Source organism: Micromonospora sp. NPDC005305 (genome assembly GCF_040607315.1).
Lineage (GTDB): Bacteria > Actinomycetota > Actinomycetes > Mycobacteriales > Micromonosporaceae > Micromonospora.
The window spans coordinates 248,970-267,389 of record NZ_JBEXGL010000008.1; the positions used below are offsets into that span (position 1 = coordinate 248,970).

Genomic DNA, 18,420 nt, shown 5'->3' on the forward strand with positions numbered 1-18,420 from the left:
CGGCTCGCGACGTCAGGCCGACGGAGCGGCCTCGTCGGAGAACCACAGGCGGTGGTGCGTGTCGGCGACCGCGGCGTATCCGTAGCGGGCGGACAACACCTTGCGGACGAGCGCCGGGTCCAAGCCGGCCGGGAAGCGGGACCTCAGCTGCTGGTAGCCGGCGACGATCGTGTCCGGGTCGTCCGTCACGTCGATCATGACGCCGGCGGCTTCCTCGATGCCGGCGAGGGTCCGCTCGGGACCGCCGCAGCGGGTGACCAGGACGGGAAGGCCCGCCGCGATCCCTTCGAGCACCGCCACGCCGAAGGTCTCCTTGCGGCTCGGGTGCACCAGCAGGTCGTGCTCGCGCATCAGACGCAGCGCCTCATGGGGTGGGACCGCACCGGTGAAGGTGACCGCGTCCGCCACACCCAGCTCCGCCGCCCGCGCGGTCAGGCTCGCCAGCAGCGCGCCCTCCCCGACCAGGGTGAGGGTCAGGGAGGGATCCTGCGACCGGCACCGGGCGAAAGCCTCAAGCAGCAGCGGCACGCCCTTCAGCTCGGAGAGCGCGCCGACGAAGAGCCAGCGCCGAAGCTCGGTGATCGGCTCGGGGCGGGACTGGTCGAAGGAGATCGGGTTGGAGATCGCGCCGATCCGCTCCGCGTGGTGCGGGAACGCCTCGACCAGCGGGCGCCGCACCCCGTCGCCGACGGCGAGGAAACCGGCGCACCGGTGCAGCACCTCGTCGTACATCTCCCGGCCGCGTGGGGTTTCGAGCACCTTGTCCAGGAAGCTCGCGTGCTCGGTGACGAAGACCCTGGTGTCGGGTCCGGCGTTGCGGACGGCCGCCCAACCGCTGGGCAGGCCGACGTGGGCGTGCACGACGGGCGCCTCGATCGGTCGGCCGCCGAGCGCGGCGCGGAGCGCCTCGTCGTGCCGTTCGGCGATCTCGGCGTGACCCAGGCCACGCGGCACGGGCACCGGAAGGAAGACCAGGTCGGCGCCGCCGACGGTCGGTGTGCGGTGCAGCGAGCGGGCGAGGAGCGCGTGGTGGGCCTCACGGACCCGGCGCTCGGCCACGGCGTCGAGCGCGGCGACCCACGCGTCGCAGTGGTAGACCGTCATCCGGTCGCACCCGGGTGCGGTGGCATCGACCATCGCCTGCACGAACGACCCCCGGAAGGGGAGTTCCCGGGTCGGAAACCACGGCGTGATGACGACGACGTCCCGCTCAGAAGTTGCCGGCACCCGAACCTTCCTCGTCGTACGTCCAGACGACGCCACGTTAACATGCACGCTGTCGATCGTGCTCAGTCGGCCCGCGCGGGTCGACGGGTTCCGCACAGCCACCGGGAGAACGTCCCATGCTCCGAGAAGACCTGGCCTGATGGGCAACAAGCTGGTGGACAGCGCCTTCCGCCGGGTCACGGCTCCCCGGGTGGTCCGGCACCGCGCGGCAGCGCGCCTGATCCGCGGGCTGGCCTCCGCGCCGCTGTTGCCGATCAGGGCGCGGGGGGCGCTGGCCCGCCGGCTGCGCTCCGGGATGACCCGGGCCGGGTGGCCGGCGGGCGAGTCCCGCGCGGCCCTGGTGGCGGTGGCCGGCGCGGTGGATCCGGCCACCCGCGCCGACCTGCTCATCCAGGAGGCCACCGACGAGCTGGCCGAGGGCCGGACGCCCGCGCACCTCAGGGAGGCCGTCGAGGCCGAGCTGTTCGCGGCCGACGAGGCGTACGCGCGGGGCGACGGGAGCGCCGCCGCCCGGCGCCTGCACCGTGCCCTGCGCACCCAGTCGCACCGGGTCCTGCACTTCGATCAGCTCACGTCGCCCCTGGTCGACGACCCCGCCGGCTACCTCGGGCCGCTGCGCCGCAGCGCCGTGGGCCGCGCCCTGCTGGCGCCCCGCGGCCGGGCGGTGCCGGCTGCCCCACCGCCCACCGACCGGCCGCTGCGGCTGTTGGTGCTGGTCAACGGCAGCGCCCACTTCCTGCACGAGATCCGCGAGCGGTACGCGCGACACCCCGGGGTGGAGCTGCGCTACCTGCACCTGGCCGACGACCCGGTGGCCGCGCCGCTGGTGCGCCAGAACGCCCGGATCGTGGCCGAGGCGCTGCTCGGCGGCACGGACTACGGCGCGCAGGTGGAGCGCTGGCTCCGGCCGCACCTCGACTGGGCGGACACGGTGTTCGTCGACTGGGCCGTCGGCACCGCGGCCATGGTCACCCTGGTCGACCCCGGCGACACCCGCGTCGTCGTCCGGTTGCACAGCTACGAGGCGTTCGGCCAGTGGCCCCATGTGATCGACTTCAGCCGGGTGGACGACGTCGTCTTCGTCTCCACGCATCTGCGTGACTTCGCCGCCACGGTGGCGCTCGGGCTCACGGGCCCGGATGCTCCCCGGTCGCACGTGCTCACCAACGCGCTGCACCTGCGGCCGTACCGGCAACCCAAGGACGCGGCGGCCCGCTTCACCCTGGGCCTCGTGGGGGTCGGCGTCGTGGCCAAGGACCCGCGCTGGGCGATCGAGGTGCTGCGCCGGCTGCGCGCCGAGGACGAGCGGTACCGCCTGTTCCTCGTCGGCAAGGGGCTCGACACCGGCCTCAGCAGGGCGGCCCGCCACTACTCGGAGGCGCTGGAGGCGGACCTGGCCGAGCTGGAGCAGGCCGGGGCGGTGCGGCGCATCGGTCACACCGACGACGTGCCGAAGGTGCTGACCGAGATCGGCGTCGTGCTCAGCAGCTCCGTCCGCGAGAGCTTCCACTGTGCGGTGGCGGAGGGTGCCGCCAGCGGGGCGGTGCCCGTGGTCCGCGACTGGCCCTTCTTCGCCGGGCAGGCACACGGCGCGCGTACCGTCTTCCCGGCCGACTGGGTGGTCGCCACCCCGGCCGAGGCGGCCGCCCGCATCCGTGCCACGACCGCGGACGAGGAGGTCTGGCGGGCCACCGGCGCGGCGGCGTCGGACCACGCGCTGGCCACCTGGGACTGGTCGGTCAACGCGCCGCACTTCGACGCGATGCTGGGCGTCGCGCAGGACTGACCGGCCGACCGCGGCCGGGCCGGATCGGACGATCCGGCCCGGTCGGGCGGGTCAGGCCACCGCGTTCTCGGCGGAGCGGGCGGTGTCGGCCAGGCCGGTCGGGCTGACCATGATGGTCTTGCCGTCGGAGGCCGACTCGAGCAGGCCGGCGGCGACCTGCACGGTCCGCAGGCCCTGCCGCAGGGTGACGATGTCGCTCTGCTTGCCCTCGACGGCGTCGCGGAAGCGCTCGTGCTCCACCAGCAGCGGCTCCCGCTTCGGGATCGCGTAGCGCACCATGTCGCCCTCGGCCACGCCGCGGAACGCGCGCAGCGCCTCCCACTCGGTGTCGATGGCGGCGTTGGCGTAGAAGGTCAGGTCGGCGGTGAGCGTGTCGGCGACGAAGCAGCCCTTGTCGCCGGTGACCACGGTGGACCGCTCCTTGAGCGGGCTCAGCCAGTTGACCAGGTGGTTGACCATCGTGCCGTCGGAGAGCTGGCCGACCACGGCGACCATGTCCTCGTGCAGGCGGCCGCTGCGGGAGACCGTGCGGGCCGACACCGAGGTGTATTCCCGGCCGGTGACCCAGGCGGTCAGGTCGATGTCGTGGGTGGCCAGGTCCATCACCACGCCGACGTCGGCGATGCGGTGCGGGAACGGGCCCTGGCGCCGGGTGACGACCTGGAAGACCTCGCCCAGCTCGCCGGCCTCCAGCCGGGTCCGCAGGCTCTGCAGGGCCGGGTTGTAGCGCTCGATGTGGCCGACGCCGGCGACCAGGCCGGCCGACTCGAACGCCTCCACCAGCCTGGTGGCGGCGTCGACGGACTGGGCCAGCGGCTTCTCGATCAGCGCGCAGACACCGTTGGCGGCCAGCTCCAGGCCGATCTGCTCGTGCAGGGCGGTCGGGCAGGCGACGACCGCGTAGTCGACACCCATGGCGAGCAGGTCACCCAGCGTGGGGACCACCGGCGCGCGGAGCGTGCCGGTCACGTCGCCGGCCGGGTCGACCACGGCGACCAGCTCGACGCCGTCGAGGTTGGACAGCACCCGGGCGTGGTTGCGCCCCATCGCGCCCAGGCCGATCAGGCCGGCGCGCAGCTTGCGGGCCCCACTCATCGGGCACCCCCGGCGAGGTTCGCGCCCTCGGCGATCCGCTCCAGGTCGGCCGGGCTCAGCGACGGGTGCACCGGCAGCGAGACGACCTCGGCGGCGGCGCGCTCGGTCTCCGGCAGGTCCCACGGGCCCGGCTTGCCCTCGGCGTCCAGGTAGGGCTTGAGGCGGTGGATCGGGGTCGGGTAGTAGACCGCGTTGCCGATGCCCAGCTCGGTGAGGCGGGCCATGGCCGCGTCCCGGTTGCCCTGCACCCGCACGGTGTACTGGTGGTAGACGTGCTTGGCGGCGTCCGCCACGGGCGGGGTGACCATCCCGGTGATCTTCGAGTCGAGGAACTTGGCGTTGGCGCGGCGCTGCTCGGTCCACTCGGCGAGCTGGGTGAGCTGCACCCGGCCGATCGCGGCCGCCACGTCGGTCATCCGCATGTTGGCGCCGACGATCTCGTTGGCGTACCGCTGCTCCATGCCCTGGTTGCGCAGCAGCCGCAGCGTGCGGGCCAGCTCGGCGTCGGCGGTGGTGACCATGCCGCCCTCCAGGGCGTGCATGTTCTTCGTGGGGTAGAAGCTGAAGCAGCCGGCGGTGCCGAAGGCGCCGACCGGGGTGCCGTGCAGGGTGGCGCCGTGGGCCTGGGCGGCGTCCTCCACGACGGCGAGGCCGTGCCGCTCCGCGATGGCCATGATCTGGTCCATGGCCGCCGGGTGACCGTAGAGGTGCACCGGCATGATGGCGACGGTGCGCGGCGTGACGGCGGCGGCGACGGCCTCCGGGTCGACGCAGAAGCTGCCGGCCTCGATGTCCACGAAGACCGGCTCGGCGCCGACCAGCCGGACCGCGTTCGCGCTGGCGGCGAAGGAGAACGAGGGCACGATGACCTCGTCACCCGGGCCGAAGCCGAGCGCCATCAGGGTGAGCTGGAGCGCGGAGGTGCCGGAGTTGACGGCCACGCAGTGCCGGCCGGCGACCAGGTCGCCGAACTCCTCCTCGAACGCCGCGACCTCGGGGCCCTGCACGACCCGGCCGCTCCGCAGCACCCGGACAGCCGCCTCGATCTCGGCCTCACCGATGATCGGTCGTGCTGGGGGAATGAACTCTGGATGCGGCCCGACCATGGGGCTTCCTCCTGTCGACACGTTGCTCTTGTGGTGGACGTTTCGGGGGGATGGTAACGGTTTGCAGCGAAAACGAACCGGTCGCGGCCATTGTCCGACCAGTTTTGTCCTGCTGTTCATGATCGACGGGCGGGACGCCGGCGACGGGACCGGGGTCAGACTTCCACCTCGCCGCGGACAGGCCCCACGCATGCTACCCGGAGGGCCGCGACGATCGCGGAGGCCAGCCGGGGCACCTCCTCGGTCTCCAGCGGCGCGCGCGAGATGGCCATGCGCCAGTAGACGGGGCCGACGATGAGGTCCACGGCGGCCCGCCGGTCGGTGTCCGCGGAGAGCTCACCCCGCTCGACCGCCCGGCCGATCAGGATCCGGCCCACGGCCTGCTGGTACTCGTCCAGCGCCGCCTGGAGCTTCTCGCCGATCTGCGGATTGCGGGCCGCCTCGGCCAGCAGGTCCGGGATGATCTGCGAGGCCAGCCGGTGCCGCAGCGCCCGGGCCAACACGTGGAGCAGGATCTCCAGGTCGCCGAGCAGGCTGCCGGTGTCCAGCAGCGGCAGGTTGCGGCCCGCCGCCGCCGAGACCATGTCGAGCACGAGATCGAGTTTCGAGCGCCAGCGGCGGTAGATCGCGGTCTTGCTGACCCCGGCCCGACGGGCGACCGCCTCGATGGAGAGGCGGCCGTAGCCGACCTCGGCCAACTCCTGCATCACGGCGGCGCGGATGGCACTGGTGATCTCCCCGCGCAGCACCGCCGCGCCGGCCGGGGCACGCCTCTTCTCGGTCGTCACGTGGGACAATGTAGCGCAACGACGGTACGGTTGCGTCCCGACGTGTTTTGGACTACCTTTCCGGCAGCAGCGAGGCACCCTCCCCGCCCGGCCGCGCTAGATTTTCACGCCGCGACACACATCTGCCTGCTCCCCATCGGCACGAAAGATCGGAGCGCCTGACCATGGCCAACACCGCGGTGGCCGACCCCGAATCCGGGCTGACCCGGGCCCAGCTCGCCCAGCGGTACGGGCTGCGGGTCGCCGGGGAACGCCCGCGCCTGGTCGAGTACGCCCGCCGGCTGTGGGCGTACCGACACTTCATGACCGCGTACTCGCGGGCGAAGGTCGCCTCGTCGTTCAGCAACACACAGCTCGGCCAACTCTGGCAGGTGCTGACCCCGCTCACCAACGCGGCGGTCTACTACCTGATCTTCGGCGTGATCGTCGAGCAGAACAAGAACATGTCGAACTTCATCGCCTACCTGTGCACGGGCGTGTTCGTCTTCATGTTCACCCAGACCGCGGTCTCGAACGGCACCAGCGCGATCACCAGCAACCTGGGCCTCATCCGGGCCCTGCAGTTCCCCCGCGCCGCCCTGCCGGTCACCGTCACGCTGGTCCAACTCCAGCAGCTGCTCATGTCCATGGTCGTGCTGGCCGCCATCGTCCTGCTGACGGGTGAACCGATCACCCTGCGCTGGCTGCTCCTCGTGCCCATGCTGCTGCTCCAGACGATCTTCAACATCGGGCTGACCATGGTGATGGCCCGGCTCGGCTCGAAGATCACGGACCTGAAGCAGGTCATGCCGTTCATCATGCGGACCTGGCTGTACGCCTCCGGCGTGCTCTACCCGGTGGCGCTGTTCCGGCAGCACCTGCCGCACTGGGCCGCCACCCTGCTGGAGGCCAACCCGCCGCTGGTCTTCATCGAGCTGGCCCGGTACGCGCTGCTCGACTCCCACCAGGCGCAGCTGGTCAGTCCCCCGACGCAGCTCTGGCTGCTCGGCGTGGCCTGGGCGGTCGTCATGGGCATCGGTGGGTTCGTCTACTTCTGGCGCGGAGAAGAGGAGTACGGCCGTGGCTGACCAGACCCGACCGGAGGGCGGCACCTCCGTGGTGGACTCCGGGCGCATCCCCACCGTCGTGGTGGACGACGTGCACGTGATCTACCGGATCCACAAGGGCGCCACGGGCGGCAGCAGCCCGGTCTCGGCGCTCAAGCGGATCGTGTCCCGGACCAACGCGCCGAACATCCGCGAGGTGCACGCGGTCAAGGGCGTGAGCTTCACCGCGTACGAGGGTGAGGCGATCGGCCTGATCGGCAGCAACGGCTCCGGCAAGTCGACGCTGCTGCGGGCCGTCGCCGGCCTGCTCCCGCCGGCCCGGGGCGCGGTCTACACCCAGGGCCAGCCGTCGCTGCTCGGCGTGAACGCGGCCCTGCTCAACGACCTCTCCGGCGAACGCAACGTGGTGCTCGGGTGCCTGGCCATGGGCATGGCGCCCGAAGAGGTCAAGCGGCTGGCGCCGGAGATCATCGAGTTCTCCGGGATCAACGAGCGCGGCGACTTCGCCTCGCTGCCGATGCGCACCTACTCCTCGGGCATGGGCGCGCGGCTGCGCTTCGCCATCTCCTCCGCCAAGAAGCACGACGTGCTGCTCATCGACGAGGCGCTGGCCACCGGTGACCGCAAGTTCCGGGCCCGCAGCGAGCAGCGGGTGCGGGAGCTGCGCGACAGCGCCGGCACCGTCTTCCTGGTCAGCCACTCCATCGGCTCGATCCGGGACACCTGCGAGCGGACCATCTGGCTGGAGAGCGGCGTCCTGAAGATGGACGGCCCCACCGACGAGGTGTGCGACGCCTACGAGAACCAGAAGTAGCCGTCCGGAGCGCACCGGTTCCGGGCTCGCCCGGGTCGGTGCGCTCCGTCGTACGCGTTAAGGTTTCCCTCGGCGACGACCAAAATTCACCACCCGGTCACCGAACCACAAACCCCCGCAGAAGTGAGGAACGGCAATGACGCAGGACCGCACCCCCGCACCGGACGCCGCGCCGGCGAGCCCGGCTCCCTGGCGCCCCTCGCGGACGGTGGCCGTGATCCTCGCCGGGGGGACCGGGACGCGCCTCGGGCTGGGCATCCCGAAGCAGCTGCTGAAGATCGCCGGCAAGCCGATCATCGAGCACACCCTGGCCGTGTTCGAGGCGGCACCGGAGATCGACGAGATCATCGTGCTGATGGCGGCCGGCCACGTGCCCGACGCCGAGCGCATCGTCGCCAACGCGGGCTTCCGCAAGGTCAGCAAGGTGATCGAGGGCGGTGACACCCGCAACGACACCACCCGGATCGCGCTGGACGCCGTCGGCGAGGGCGACGTCAACATCCTCTTCCACGACGCGGTGCGCCCGCTGGTCAGCGCCCGGATCGTGCGGGAGTGCGTGAACGCGCTCTGGACGTACGCCGCGGTGGACGTGGCCATCCCGTCCGCCGACACGATCATCCAGGTCGACCAGGACGAGTGCATCACCGACATCCCGGTCCGGGCCACCCTGCGCCGCGGCCAGACCCCGCAGGCGTTCCGCTCCGGGACCATCCGCGAGGCGTACCGGCGGGCCGAGGGCGACCCGGACTTCGCCGCCACCGACGACTGCGGTGTGGTGCTGCGCTACCTGCCCGGCACGCCGATCAAGGTGATCGACGGCTCGGACGAGAACATCAAGGTCACCCACCCGGTCGACGTGCACCTGGCGGACAAGCTCTTCCAGCTCGCCGCCGCGCAGGTGCCGAAGGTGAGCGACCACCGCGGCTACACCGAGGAGCTGACCGGCCGGACCATCGTGGTCTTCGGCGGCAGCTACGGCATCGGCCACGACCTCACCGAGCTGGCCCGCCGCTACGGCGCCCAGGTCTTCCCGTTCAGCCGCTCCACCACCGGCACCCACGTCGAGCGGGCCGAGGACGTCTCCGCCGCGCTGAAGACCGCCTTCGAGGCGACCGGCCGGATCGACCACGTGGTGGTCACCGCCGGGATCCTGGAGAAGGGCGCCCTGGCGGAGATGGACGAGGAGACGATGGACCGCCTCCTGCACGTCAACTTCGTCGGCCCGGTCACCATCGCCCGGCAGTCGCTGCCCTACCTGCAGCAGACCAAGGGCCAGCTGCTCCTCTACACCTCCAGCTCCTACACCCGGGGCCGGGCGCGCTACGCGCTCTACTCGGCCACCAAGGCCGCGCTGGTCAACCTGACCCAGGCGCTCGCCGACGAGTGGGCCGAGTTCGGCGTACGGGTCAACTGCGTCAACCCGGAGCGCACCGCCACCCCGATGCGCACGAAGGCGTTCGGTGAGGAGCCGGAGCACACGCTGCTCTCCGCCGAGGCGGTCGCCCAGGCCTCCCTGGACGTGCTGATCTCCGAGCTGACCGGCCAGGTCATCGACGTCCGCCGGGCCCCCGGCGAGCCGGTCGCCGCGGTGCCCGCCCAGCCGGGCGCGCACCAGTCGTCGACACTGCCCACCGGCATCGACGCCTGAGCCGCGGGACGGGACGAGCCGGATGCGTGGTGACCTGGTCCGCAAGCTGCTCGCCCGGGTGCTGACCACCGGGCTGGCGGTGCTGGCCTTCCTCGTCGTGGCGCTCACCGGGGCGACCGGCTGGGGCCTGACGGTCGCGGTCGCCGCGCTCGCCGCCGCCGCCTGGGAGCGCCGGGTCCGGCCGACCGCCGACGGCCTCGCCGAGTCGGTGCTGGTCGCCGCCGGCATCCTGGTCGGCTACGCCCGCCGGCTCGACGCCGGCTTCGACCCGGCGCTGGCGGCGACCGCGCTGGTCCTGCTCGGCCTGGTGCTGCTGGTCGGGCCGCTGCGCGACGCCGGCGCGCTGGAGATCCGGGCGGCGAACCTGCCGGTCCGGTCCTGGACGCCGCTGATCGCCGCCCGGCTCGGCGACGCGCTGCTGGTGCTGCTCGCCCTCGTGGCGCTCGCCGCCGGCCTGGCCCTGCCCGCCTGGGTGGCCCTGGTGGCCGCGCTGCTGGTCGGGGCGGGCTGCGGCGCGGTCGGCCTCGACCTGGCCCGGCGCCGGTTCCGGCCGCCGGCCGGCGGCGGCCCGGTGGGTCGGGCGCTGCGCCGGCACCAGCCCGAGTTCCTGCTCTACTTCTCCGCCCCGCCCGGCTCCGAGTACCAGGTCACCATGTGGCTGCCCTACCTGGAGCGGATCGGCCGGCCGTTCCTGGTGCTGCTGCGCGAGCCCGAGTTCCTGCCGGCCGTGGCCGCGGCCACCAGCGCGCCGGTGGTCTTCTGCCCCACGCTCAAGACCATGGACGAGGCGCTGGTGCCGAGCCTGCGCGCGGCCTTCTACGTCAACCACGGCGCGAAGAACAGCCACTGCATCCGCTTCTCGCAGCTCACCCACGTGCAGCTGCACCACGGCGACAGCGACAAGGCGCCCAGCGCCAACCCGGTCTCGGCGATCTTCGACAAGATCTTCGTGGCCGGGCCCGCGGCCGTCGAACGGTACGCCCGGGCCGGCGTGGAGATCCCCGCCGAGAAGTTCGTCGTGGTCGGCCGCCCCCAGGTGGAGGCCATCGAGGTACGCCGGGAGCCGGTCACCGGCCTCAGCCACCCGACCGTGCTCTACACCCCCACCTGGACCGGGCACCACGCCGACGCCGACTACTGCTCGCTGCCGGTGGCCGAGACGCTGATCCGCCGGCTGCTCGACCGGGGCGCGACGGTGATCCTGCGGGCCCACCCGTACACCACCCAGAACCCGGCCTCGGCGCGGCAGCTGGGCCGCCTCACCGAGCTGCTCGCCGCCGACCGGGCCAGGACCGGGCGAGCCCACCTGTGGGGCGCGGCGGCCGGCCGCGAGCTGACCCTGACCGAGTGCGTCAACCGGGCCGACGCGCTGGTGTCGGACGTCTCCGGCGTGATCTCGGACTGGCTCTACTCGGGCAAGCCCTACGCGGTCACCGACATGGGCGTCGACGGGGAGCACTTCGTCGAGCGGTTCCCGCTGGCCGGCTCCGGCTACGTGCTGCGCCGGGACATGTCCAACGTGGACGACGTGCTGACCGGGTTGCTGGACACCGACCCGAAGGCCGCGGCGCGCTGGGCCACCCGGGCCCGCTACCTGGGCGACTTCCCGCCCGAGTCGTACGCCGAGGTGTTCCTCGACGCCGCCCGCCGGCAGCTCGCGCCGGCCGGGAGCGCACCCGCCCCGCGGCGGGGCTCGCCGCTCCCCTCCCCCGCCGCCTGACCCGCCGGTCAGAGGTACGCGTCGAGCAGGGCGAGCACCGCCGCCGGGTCCTCGACGTGCGCGTTGTGGCCCAGGCCGGGCAGGGTGGCGACCGGGACGCCCAGTTCCTTGAGCTGCGCGTCGGTCACCATCGGGTCCTGCTCGCCACGGGCCAGCAGCACGGGGACGTCGACGGCGGCGAGCAGCGCCGGCAGCCGAGGTTCCCCCACCGCGAAGGCGGCCGGGTCCATGGCCAGCCGCCACCGGCCGTCCTCGCGGCGCAGCCCCGCCTCCACCACGGGGTGGTCGGGGGCGAACAGCCCGGCCAGCCCGGAGACCCGCAGGTAGCGGCGGGCCGCCTCGTCCCGGGTGGCGAACCAGGTCACCGGGCGGGCGGCCAGCTCGCGGGCCTTCTCCAAATCGGTCGGGGACCAGACGGCCTTGATGCCGAGCCCGACCACCGCGTCGACGGGCAGGCGGCGGGACCGCGCGGCCAGCGCCAGCGCCACCACCCCGCCGAGCGAGTGGCCGAGCAGCACGAGCCGGTCGCGGGGGCCCAGCCGCTCGGCCACCGGGCCCAGTCCCTCGACCACCCGCCGGGCCAGGGCGTCGAAGGAGTATTCCGGCAGCGGGGGCGACCAGCCGTGCCCGGCCAGGTCCGGGGCGAGCCAGCGCCCCGCCCAGTGGCGCTCCAGCAGCGGCGCCCAGGGCAGCCACACCTCACCGGTGGCGCCCATGCCGTGCAGCAACAGCAGATGGCGGGTACCCGTCGCGTCGCCCATAGGGCGCAGTGTGCCACCGGACGGACACGACGCGCGAGAGCAGCCGGCACGACGACGTCGGGCACCGGCTCGGTGGAGCCGGTGCCCGACGGGAAGAGGTGCGATCAGGCGGAGTAGCCGCGCGTGGCCGCCCAGTTCGCCAGGTCGATGGTGCTGACCCAGTACGCGGGCAGCGCCGGGTTCGCCGAGTCGGCGATCCGGACGGTCCGGCCGCCGTTCTTGTAGCCGACCACCGCGATGTAGTGGCCGCCCGGGAAGGAGTGCCAGCCACCGTCGGTGTCGGTGGCGTCGCCGGCCACGTTGACCACCACGCCCCGGCCGTCGGTGATCGCCTTGACCACGTCCGCCTGGAGCTGGTCCATCTCGGCCGGGCTCGCCGAGCCGCCGAACATGTGGGTCCGGTACGGGTTGCCCTTGACCATCTGGTTCAGGCCCCGGGTGGTGTCCTCGGCCGAGTTGGTGCCGCTCTCGGTGGTGCCGAGCGGGCCGGCCATCGCTTCCTGGGTGGTCTCGACGCCGCTCGCGCTGAGCGCGTTCCGGACCGCGGCCGGGCCGCAGTTCCAGTACTGGTTCTGCGCCTCGTAGTCGTAGTCGAGGACCTTGGTCGACGGCGGCTTCGGCTTCGCCTTCCGGGTGGTGTCCGGGTCGGTGGTGGCCTTGGCCGCGGCCTTCGCGGCCGACGGCGACGCGCTCGGCGAGACGGACGGCGCCGGGAGGGCGGCCCGGGCCTCGCCCCGGCTGGCGACCTCACCGAGCCGCGAGCCCAGCTCGGCGACCGCGGCGGTGTTCTCCTGGTGGACCGGGTCCTCGTCGGTCGCGGTGAGGGCGGTGCCGGCGCCGCCGGCCAGCACGAGCGCCGCGGCCGAGCCGGCGATGATCTGGTACGGGCGCTCGGTCACGAGACGCCGCAGCTGACGCTTCAGGTGATGCTTCACGGGTTCCTCCACGGGAGCGTGCGCGGCACACCGGCCCGACGCGCGGAGGAACTCACGCGCGCTGGCGGGGCGGGTCGCCGCGGAAGGGGAGCGCCCGGGGGGCCGGGCGGTTGGGGCGGTAGCCGGGTCCGCTCGCCGTCAGGCGAGCGCCGGCACCACGATGCCGTGGAGGCGGGGGGACGAGCGGGGGGTGGTGAGCACGAGGAATGGCACTCCTTCCGTGGCCGCCGCCCGGGTTAGCTGACGGATTCGGGCGGGAAGTACGCCCTACCACGGGCCGTGGGCCCGCGGATTCACCCCGGTGTTGCTGTGGGTCCCCGGTTCGTGAGAACACGATTAGGCGGGTCGGCGCGGCGTCGCCACTTGCGATCGGAAACCGCTCCGGACGCGCCGACACTACCGGTGGGTATGCAGCCTGCCAAGTGCTCCCACCTGCGCAAACCTCGTGCAGGACTACGGATATCGGAACAGTTGGTCACTCACTTCGCTCAATGGGACGAGCAGTTACGGCGGCGCCGCGCGGCGGAAAGCGGACATCCGGTGGCGACCGAGCCGGAATTGCGGCGATCGATCGCCCCCCGTGCCCCCGATGACCGTTTCCGGAAGGCCGGTGACCGGACTCACCAAATTCGGATAACGATTCGGCCGACCCGGTTTGGTCTGGGGGGTCAGGCCGGGCGGGGTGCCGCCGTGGCGCGAGCTGCCGCTGACGGCACGGCGGAGGGCGCCGGGACCGGGGTCCGCGCCGCGGTGGCCCGGTCGGCGGGAGTGGGCCGGAGGGCCCCGGTGGCGGCGTACGCCTCCGCGGACAGGGTTCGCGCCGCCTCGGCGGCCAGCTCGGCGTCCCGCCAGGCTCGCCGCTCCCGCTCGGCGGCCGCCGCCCACACCGCCCGGCGGCTCTCGCGTACCGCCCGGGCCAGGACGATCTCCTGCTCGGCCGGGTGCCGGCGCGGGTCCCACCCGTTGCGGTGGGCCAGCACGTCGGCGAGCTGCCGGGCGCTCAGGTCACCGCGCCAGTGCGCCGTCATCGCGGCGTGGTGCAGCCAGCGCTCCCGGGCCGCGTACTCGGCCGGTGTCCGCGGGGTCTGCGGCGCGGGCAGGGCGGCGGCCGTGGCGAAGCGGCGGGCGGCGCCCTCCGCCTCGTCGTACGCCCGCCAGGCCCGTTCGGCCTCGTCCTGGGCGGTGAGCCACTGCTCCCGGCGCCGCCGGGCGGTCTGCCCGGCACCGGCGGCGGCCACCGCCACCTCGTCGGCGTAGCGGCGCAGGTCGGCCCGGCGGGCGGCCTCCTGGGCGGCCGGGTCGGGGACCGGATCGGAGGCGCCCTCCCGCTCCGGGCGGGCGACCAGCACGGCGAGCAGGCCCAGGGCGAGCAGGAGCAGGGCCGACCAGATCGCGGCGGCCTCGGGGACCTCGGTCAGGAAGTGGTAGAGAACGGTCTGCGGCATGGTCGGCGCCTCACGGGAGAGAACGTGGTGGAGAGGTGTCCGCACGGTCCGCGGAAGGCGGCGGGCGCAGCGGCAGCGGGTGCCGCCGGCCGCCTGCGGGGCGGGTGCGGGGGTGAGGTTCGGTGCGTGCGGCGGGCACGGGCCGACGGCCCGCGGGCGGGGTCAGCGGACGGGCGGGGCCCGGGACCCGACGGTGGCCGGAACCAGCCCGGTCAGGACGAGCGCGAAGCCCTGCCCGGCACCGGCGATGGCGGCAACGCCGCCCGTGAACTCCGGTCCGGCAGTGGTAGCGGTGGTTCCGCTGGTGCGGTCCTGCTCCGTCGCCGCGCCGGCGATGGTCCGGTCGACCGCGGCCCTCAGGTGCTGCCCGGCCGCGGCCCCGGCCTGTGGGGGCGGGCCCTCGACGGAGGCCACCACGGTGGGCGCCACCGGCGCGGTCGCGGCCCCGCCGAGCGGCAGCGTCGCCGCGCCGAACGAGCAGGCGACGAGCACGGCCAGGGTGGCCAGCGTCCGGGCGGTCCAGCGCGCCACCCACCACACGGGACAGGTGAGCGCGATCGGCAGCACGGGTACAAACTACCGCCGATGACGCCACATCGCACCGCCGGCGGGCGTGTCGCGCCGCCGCACCGGAGATGAGGCACCGGCCAGGGTGGACAGGAGGCGGACGGACCGGGGCGGGCCGCGCCGAGGGGAGCGCGCCCGGCTCAGCCCGGGTCGCGCCGCCCGGCGTACTCGACGGGCCGTGTCGGGGTGTCGGGGGCCGCGCGCGGGGCGGGGATCCGCGGCGCCGGCGCGCGACGGGCCCGGCGTGGCGGGCCGAGGCGGCGCATCATGGGCATCTCCACCCAGCGGTGCAGGGCCGCCGCGAGCAGGAGGTTGAGCAGCAGGAAGGCGAGCACCACGAGCGGGCCCCACCAGCCGCCCAGGCCGGTGCCCCAGTCGCCGGTGAGTCGCAGCACGGTCCTCATGACCAGCACGTGGACCAGGTAGAAGGCGAAGGAGACCTCGCCGAGCCACACCATCGTGCGGGACCGCCACGGCGTGGGCCGGCCCCGCACGTCGGCGTCCGCCGCCGCGGTGATGACCAGCAGGTAGGCGGCCGCGAGCAGGGCCGCCCAGTACTCGGCGCGGATCCACAGCGCGGCGACCACCCAGGTGGCGACGAAGAGCAGGCTGGCCACGGTCAGGTTCGGCCCGCGCCAGCGGCCCCGGCGCAGCAGCTCGGCGGCCGCCACACCCAGCCAGAACTCGAAGGAGCGGGTGACCGGGAAGATCTGGGTGAACCACCAGCGGTTCTCCTCGGGCACCAGGAGCTGCGCGGGCCAGAGGGCCAGGATGAGCAGCGGCACGGCGACCACGACCGCCCACAGCGCGCCGGTGCGGGCCCGGCGCAGCCACGGCAGCACCAGCGGCAGGCAGAGATAGAAGGCCAGCTCACAGGAGAGCGACCAGCTCACGTTGTTGACGCTGTAGAAGTAGCCGTCGAGGGGGATCCAGGCCTGCAGCAGGAAGAGGTTGCCGACCGCGGCCCACGGGGCGACCGGGTCGGCGAACCAGAACGCGACGGCCAGCGCCACCGCGAAGGTCACCAGGTGGTTCGGGTAGATCTTGGCGAGCCGGCGGCGCAGGAAGGTCCGCCGGAGCTCGCCGTCCCGGTACGACCAGACCAGCACGAATCCACTGAGGATGAAGAAGAACTCCACCCCGGAGAGACCGAGGCTGAACGCCTTGCCCACCAGGACCTTCAGGTCGGGCTGGGCGATGATCCCCATGGTGCCGACGTGGAAGGCGAAGACCAGCAGGGCGGCGACCCACCGCAGCCCGGTCAACGACGGCAGGCGGGTGGCGCGGGTGGCGGCCGGGGCACTCGTCACGCCGGGCACCCTACCCGGCGCCCGAGGTCGCGACCCCGACCGCTGCCACCAACCCTCGTACGCCTGTTCGAGTGCGAGGTAGGATCGGCGGCGTGTCCGACGTCGCGTACCAGCCCTCGATGCTCGACTTCGCCGCGCAGGGTCCCACCCTGGGCCCGCTCGCCGGCCGGGTGCGCCGGCACGAGCTGAGCCGGGGCGCCTGGGTCGACCACCTGCCCGGCTGGGTGGCCGGCTCCGACGCGGTGCTCGACACGCTGCTGCACGAGGTGCCGTGGCGGGCCGAACGCCGCACCATGTACGACGCCGAGGTCGACGTCCCCCGCCTGCTCTGCTGGTACGCCGCCGGCCGGCAACTGCCCCACCCGGTGCTCACCACTGCGCGCGACACGCTCACCCGGCACTACGCGGCCGAGCTGGGCGAGCCCTTCGTGACGGCCGGGATGTGCCTCTACCGGGACGGCCGGGACAGCGTGGCCTGGCACGGCGACACCCTGGGCCGCTCCGCGCACACCGACACCCTGGTGGCCATCGTCTCGTTCGGCTCGCCCCGGCCGCTGCTGCTGCGCCCCCGGGGCGGCAGGGGGACCAGCCTGCGTTTCCCGCTCGGCCACGGCGACCTGGTGGTGATGGGCGGGTCCTGCCAGCGCACCTGGGAGCACGCCGTCCCGAAGACCGCCCGGCCGGTCGGCCCCCGGGTCAGCGTCCAGTTCCGCCCCGCCGGGGTGGCCTGACGCCGAGCCGGGCCCGAGCACGGGCCGGCGCCGTGCTAGAAACAACTCTCAGGGTCGATCACGCCCCCGTCACCTGACGACGCGAAGGGCTGCCATGACCCCGTCCCCCACCTCCCGCTGGTCCCCCTGGACCCTGCACGGCGACGGCCGCTCCGTCACACCCGGCGACGTGGTCCACCCCGGCGAGCGGCTGTCCTGGCCGCGCACGGTCGGGGTCGGCGTGCAGCACGTGGTCGCCATGTTCGGCGCCACCTTCACGGTGCCGCTGATCACCGGCTTCCCGCCGGCCACCACGCTCTTCTTCTCCGGGCTGGGCACGCTGCTGTTCCTGCTGATCACCGGCAACCGGCTGCCCTCGTACCTGGGGTCGTCGTTCGCCTTCATCGCCCCGGTGCTGGCCGCGAAGACCGACGGCGGCATCGGCGCGGCGCTCGGCGGCATCGTGGTGGCCGGCGTCGCGCTGGCGCTGGTCGGCGTGGTGGTGCAACTGGCCGGGGCGCGCTGGATCAACGCCCTCATGCCGCCGGTGGTGACCGGCGCCATCGTGGCCCTGATCGGGCTCAACCTCGCCCCGGTGGCCTGGGACGGCGGCGGCAGCGGCACCGGCGTCAAGGCCCAGCCGCTGATCGCGGTGATCACCTTGGCCGCGATCCTGGTCACCACGGTGCTCTTCCGCGGCTTCCTGGCCCGGCTGTCCATCCTGCTCGGCGTCGTGGTCGGCTGGGTGCTGGCGGCGCTGCTCGGCCGGCTCGACCCGGCGGCGGTCACCACGCTGAAGGAGGCCGCCTGGGTGGGCCTGCCGCAGTTCCACGCCCCGAGCTTCGGCCTGCGCGCCGTGGTGCTGGTCATCCCCGTGATCCTGGTGCTGATCGCGGAGAACGCCGGGCACGTCAAGGCGGTCGCCGCGATGACCGGGCGGAACCTGGACCGGGACATGGGGCGCGCGTTCCTCGGCGACGGCATCGCCACCGTGCTGGCCGGCTCCGGCGGCGGCTCCGGCACCACCACGTACGCGGAGAACATCGGCGTGATGGCGGCGACCCGGGTGTATTCGACGGCGGCGTACTGGGTGGCCGGGTTCGCGGCGGTGCTGCTCGGGCTCTGCCCGAAGTTCGGCGCGCTGATCCTCACCGTGCCGGCCGGTGTGCTGGGCGGCGCCACCACGGCCCTGTACGGCCTGATCGCCGTGCTGGGCGCCCGCATCTGGATCGAGAACCGGGTGGACTTCCACGACCCGGTCAACCTCATGACCGCCGCGGTCGCCGTGATCGTCGGCGCCGCCAACTACACCCTGACCGCCGGCGACCTCTCCTTCAACGGCATCGCCCTGGGCACCGCCGCCGCCCTGGTGATCTACCACGGCATGCGCCTGATCGCCCGCCTGCGCGGCACGACCCCCACCTCCGGCCGAGGTCCGGAACCCGAACTCTGACCGCCCCGT

General features: G+C 73.6%; 16 protein-coding genes and 1 riboswitch. Of the genes, 7 read left to right on the forward strand and 9 right to left on the reverse strand.

From position 1 onward, the window contains the following. Positions 1-12: 12 nt before the first annotated feature. Complete coding sequence (locus ABZS80_RS16660; protein WP_355056639.1) at positions 13-1,227, reverse strand: glycosyltransferase; 1,215 nt, start codon at positions 1,225-1,227, stop codon at positions 13-15. Positions 1,228-1,366: 139 nt separating this feature from the next. Between ABZS80_RS16660 and ABZS80_RS16665 the strand changes: the two genes are divergently transcribed. Then, positions 1,367-3,013, forward strand: coding sequence for a glycosyltransferase (locus ABZS80_RS16665; RefSeq protein ID WP_355056641.1), 1,647 nt, complete (start codon positions 1,367-1,369; stop codon positions 3,011-3,013). 51 nt (positions 3,014-3,064) lie between these two features. On the opposite strand, the gene ABZS80_RS16670 is transcribed toward ABZS80_RS16665, so the two are convergent. From ABZS80_RS16670 to ABZS80_RS16680, 3 genes are all read right to left on the reverse strand, one after another. Next, positions 3,065-4,108, reverse strand: a complete 1,044-nt coding sequence (locus tag ABZS80_RS16670) for a Gfo/Idh/MocA family oxidoreductase (RefSeq protein ID WP_355056643.1) — start codon at positions 4,106-4,108, stop codon at positions 3,065-3,067. Beyond that, positions 4,105-5,214: a DegT/DnrJ/EryC1/StrS family aminotransferase gene (locus ABZS80_RS16675; RefSeq protein ID WP_355056645.1), complete on the reverse strand. Its 1,110-nt coding sequence runs from the start codon at positions 5,212-5,214 to the stop codon at positions 4,105-4,107. Before ABZS80_RS16675 ends, ABZS80_RS16670 begins: the two co-directional genes overlap by 4 nt. 155 nt (positions 5,215-5,369) lie before the next feature. Beyond that, positions 5,370-6,002, reverse strand: a complete 633-nt coding sequence (locus ABZS80_RS16680) for a TetR/AcrR family transcriptional regulator (protein ID WP_355056647.1) — start codon at positions 6,000-6,002, stop codon at positions 5,370-5,372. Between the two features lie 164 nt (positions 6,003-6,166). Between ABZS80_RS16680 and ABZS80_RS16685 the strand changes: the two genes are divergently transcribed. The 4 genes from ABZS80_RS16685 (at position 6,167) to ABZS80_RS16700 (ending at position 11,230) form a co-directional block, all read left to right on the forward strand. Continuing rightward, positions 6,167-7,069 (forward strand): ABC transporter permease, encoded by a 903-nt coding sequence (locus ABZS80_RS16685; protein ID WP_355056649.1) that lies wholly within the window; start codon positions 6,167-6,169, stop codon positions 7,067-7,069. Further along, on the forward strand, positions 7,062-7,862 hold the full coding sequence (locus ABZS80_RS16690) for an ABC transporter ATP-binding protein (protein WP_355056651.1): 801 nt from the start codon (positions 7,062-7,064) through the stop codon (positions 7,860-7,862). Before ABZS80_RS16685 ends, ABZS80_RS16690 begins: the two co-directional genes overlap by 8 nt. 136 nt (positions 7,863-7,998) lie before the next feature. Beyond that, positions 7,999-9,510, forward strand: a complete 1,512-nt coding sequence (locus tag ABZS80_RS16695) for a bifunctional cytidylyltransferase/SDR family oxidoreductase (RefSeq protein WP_151463113.1) — start codon at positions 7,999-8,001, stop codon at positions 9,508-9,510. 22 nt (positions 9,511-9,532) lie between these two features. Then, positions 9,533-11,230 carry a CDP-glycerol glycerophosphotransferase family protein gene (locus tag ABZS80_RS16700; protein ID WP_355056653.1) on the forward strand — a complete coding sequence of 566 codons (1,698 nt, stop codon included), beginning with the start codon at positions 9,533-9,535 and terminating at the stop codon, positions 11,228-11,230. 8 nt (positions 11,231-11,238) lie between these two features. On the opposite strand, the gene ABZS80_RS16705 is transcribed toward ABZS80_RS16700, so the two are convergent. The 5 genes from ABZS80_RS16705 to ABZS80_RS16725 form a co-directional block, all read right to left on the reverse strand. Then, entirely contained in the window at positions 11,239-11,991 is a 753-nt protein-coding gene (locus tag ABZS80_RS16705; protein WP_355056655.1) for an alpha/beta fold hydrolase, read from the reverse strand. A 104-nt stretch (positions 11,992-12,095) separates the two neighbouring features. Next, positions 12,096-12,938 carry a C39 family peptidase gene (locus ABZS80_RS16710; RefSeq protein ID WP_355056657.1) on the reverse strand — a complete coding sequence of 281 codons (843 nt, stop codon included), beginning with the start codon at positions 12,936-12,938 and terminating at the stop codon, positions 12,096-12,098. Between the two features lie 198 nt (positions 12,939-13,136). After that, a riboswitch (cyclic di-AMP (ydaO/yuaA leader) is annotated at positions 13,137-13,279 on the reverse strand. Between the two features lie 315 nt (positions 13,280-13,594). Then, positions 13,595-14,371 carry a hypothetical protein gene (locus ABZS80_RS16715; RefSeq protein WP_355056659.1) on the reverse strand — a complete coding sequence of 259 codons (777 nt, stop codon included), beginning with the start codon at positions 14,369-14,371 and terminating at the stop codon, positions 13,595-13,597. Positions 14,372-14,533: 162 nt separating this feature from the next. Further along, complete coding sequence (locus tag ABZS80_RS16720; protein ID WP_355056661.1) at positions 14,534-14,938, reverse strand: hypothetical protein; 405 nt, start codon at positions 14,936-14,938, stop codon at positions 14,534-14,536. A 140-nt stretch (positions 14,939-15,078) separates the two neighbouring features. Then, the gene (locus tag ABZS80_RS16725; RefSeq protein WP_355056663.1) at positions 15,079-16,248 is read right to left on the reverse strand and encodes an acyltransferase; all 1,170 of its coding nucleotides are present in this window, start codon (positions 16,246-16,248) and stop codon (positions 15,079-15,081) included. A 92-nt stretch (positions 16,249-16,340) separates the two neighbouring features. Between ABZS80_RS16725 and ABZS80_RS16730 the strand changes: the two genes are divergently transcribed. Both ABZS80_RS16730 and ABZS80_RS16735 read left to right on the forward strand, forming a co-directional pair. Next, positions 16,341-16,979 carry an alpha-ketoglutarate-dependent dioxygenase AlkB gene (locus tag ABZS80_RS16730; RefSeq protein ID WP_355056665.1) on the forward strand — a complete coding sequence of 213 codons (639 nt, stop codon included), beginning with the start codon at positions 16,341-16,343 and terminating at the stop codon, positions 16,977-16,979. A gap of 94 nt (positions 16,980-17,073) precedes the next feature. After that, on the forward strand, positions 17,074-18,411 hold the full coding sequence (locus ABZS80_RS16735; protein WP_355056667.1) for a solute carrier family 23 protein: 1,338 nt from the start codon (positions 17,074-17,076) through the stop codon (positions 18,409-18,411). Positions 18,412-18,420 lie beyond the last annotated feature (9 nt).

Coding starts and splice junctions, on each gene's coding strand:
- ABZS80_RS16665 (WP_355056641.1), top strand. CDS start 1,367: ATGGGCAACAAGCTGGTGGACAGCGCCTTCCGCCGGGTCACGGCTCCC.
- ABZS80_RS16670 (WP_355056643.1), bottom strand. CDS start 4,108: ATGAGTGGGGCCCGCAAGCTGCGCGCCGGCCTGATCGGCCTGGGCGCG.
- ABZS80_RS16675 (WP_355056645.1), bottom strand. CDS start 5,214: ATGGTCGGGCCGCATCCAGAGTTCATTCCCCCAGCACGACCGATCATC.
- ABZS80_RS16685 (WP_355056649.1), top strand. CDS start 6,167: ATGGCCAACACCGCGGTGGCCGACCCCGAATCCGGGCTGACCCGGGCC.
- ABZS80_RS16695 (WP_151463113.1), top strand. CDS start 7,999: ATGACGCAGGACCGCACCCCCGCACCGGACGCCGCGCCGGCGAGCCCG.
- ABZS80_RS16700 (WP_355056653.1), top strand. CDS start 9,533: ATGCGTGGTGACCTGGTCCGCAAGCTGCTCGCCCGGGTGCTGACCACC.
- ABZS80_RS16705 (WP_355056655.1), bottom strand. CDS start 11,991: ATGGGCGACGCGACGGGTACCCGCCATCTGCTGTTGCTGCACGGCATG.
- ABZS80_RS16715 (WP_355056659.1), bottom strand. CDS start 14,371: ATGCCGCAGACCGTTCTCTACCACTTCCTGACCGAGGTCCCCGAGGCC.
- ABZS80_RS16735 (WP_355056667.1), top strand. CDS start 17,074: ATGACCCCGTCCCCCACCTCCCGCTGGTCCCCCTGGACCCTGCACGGC.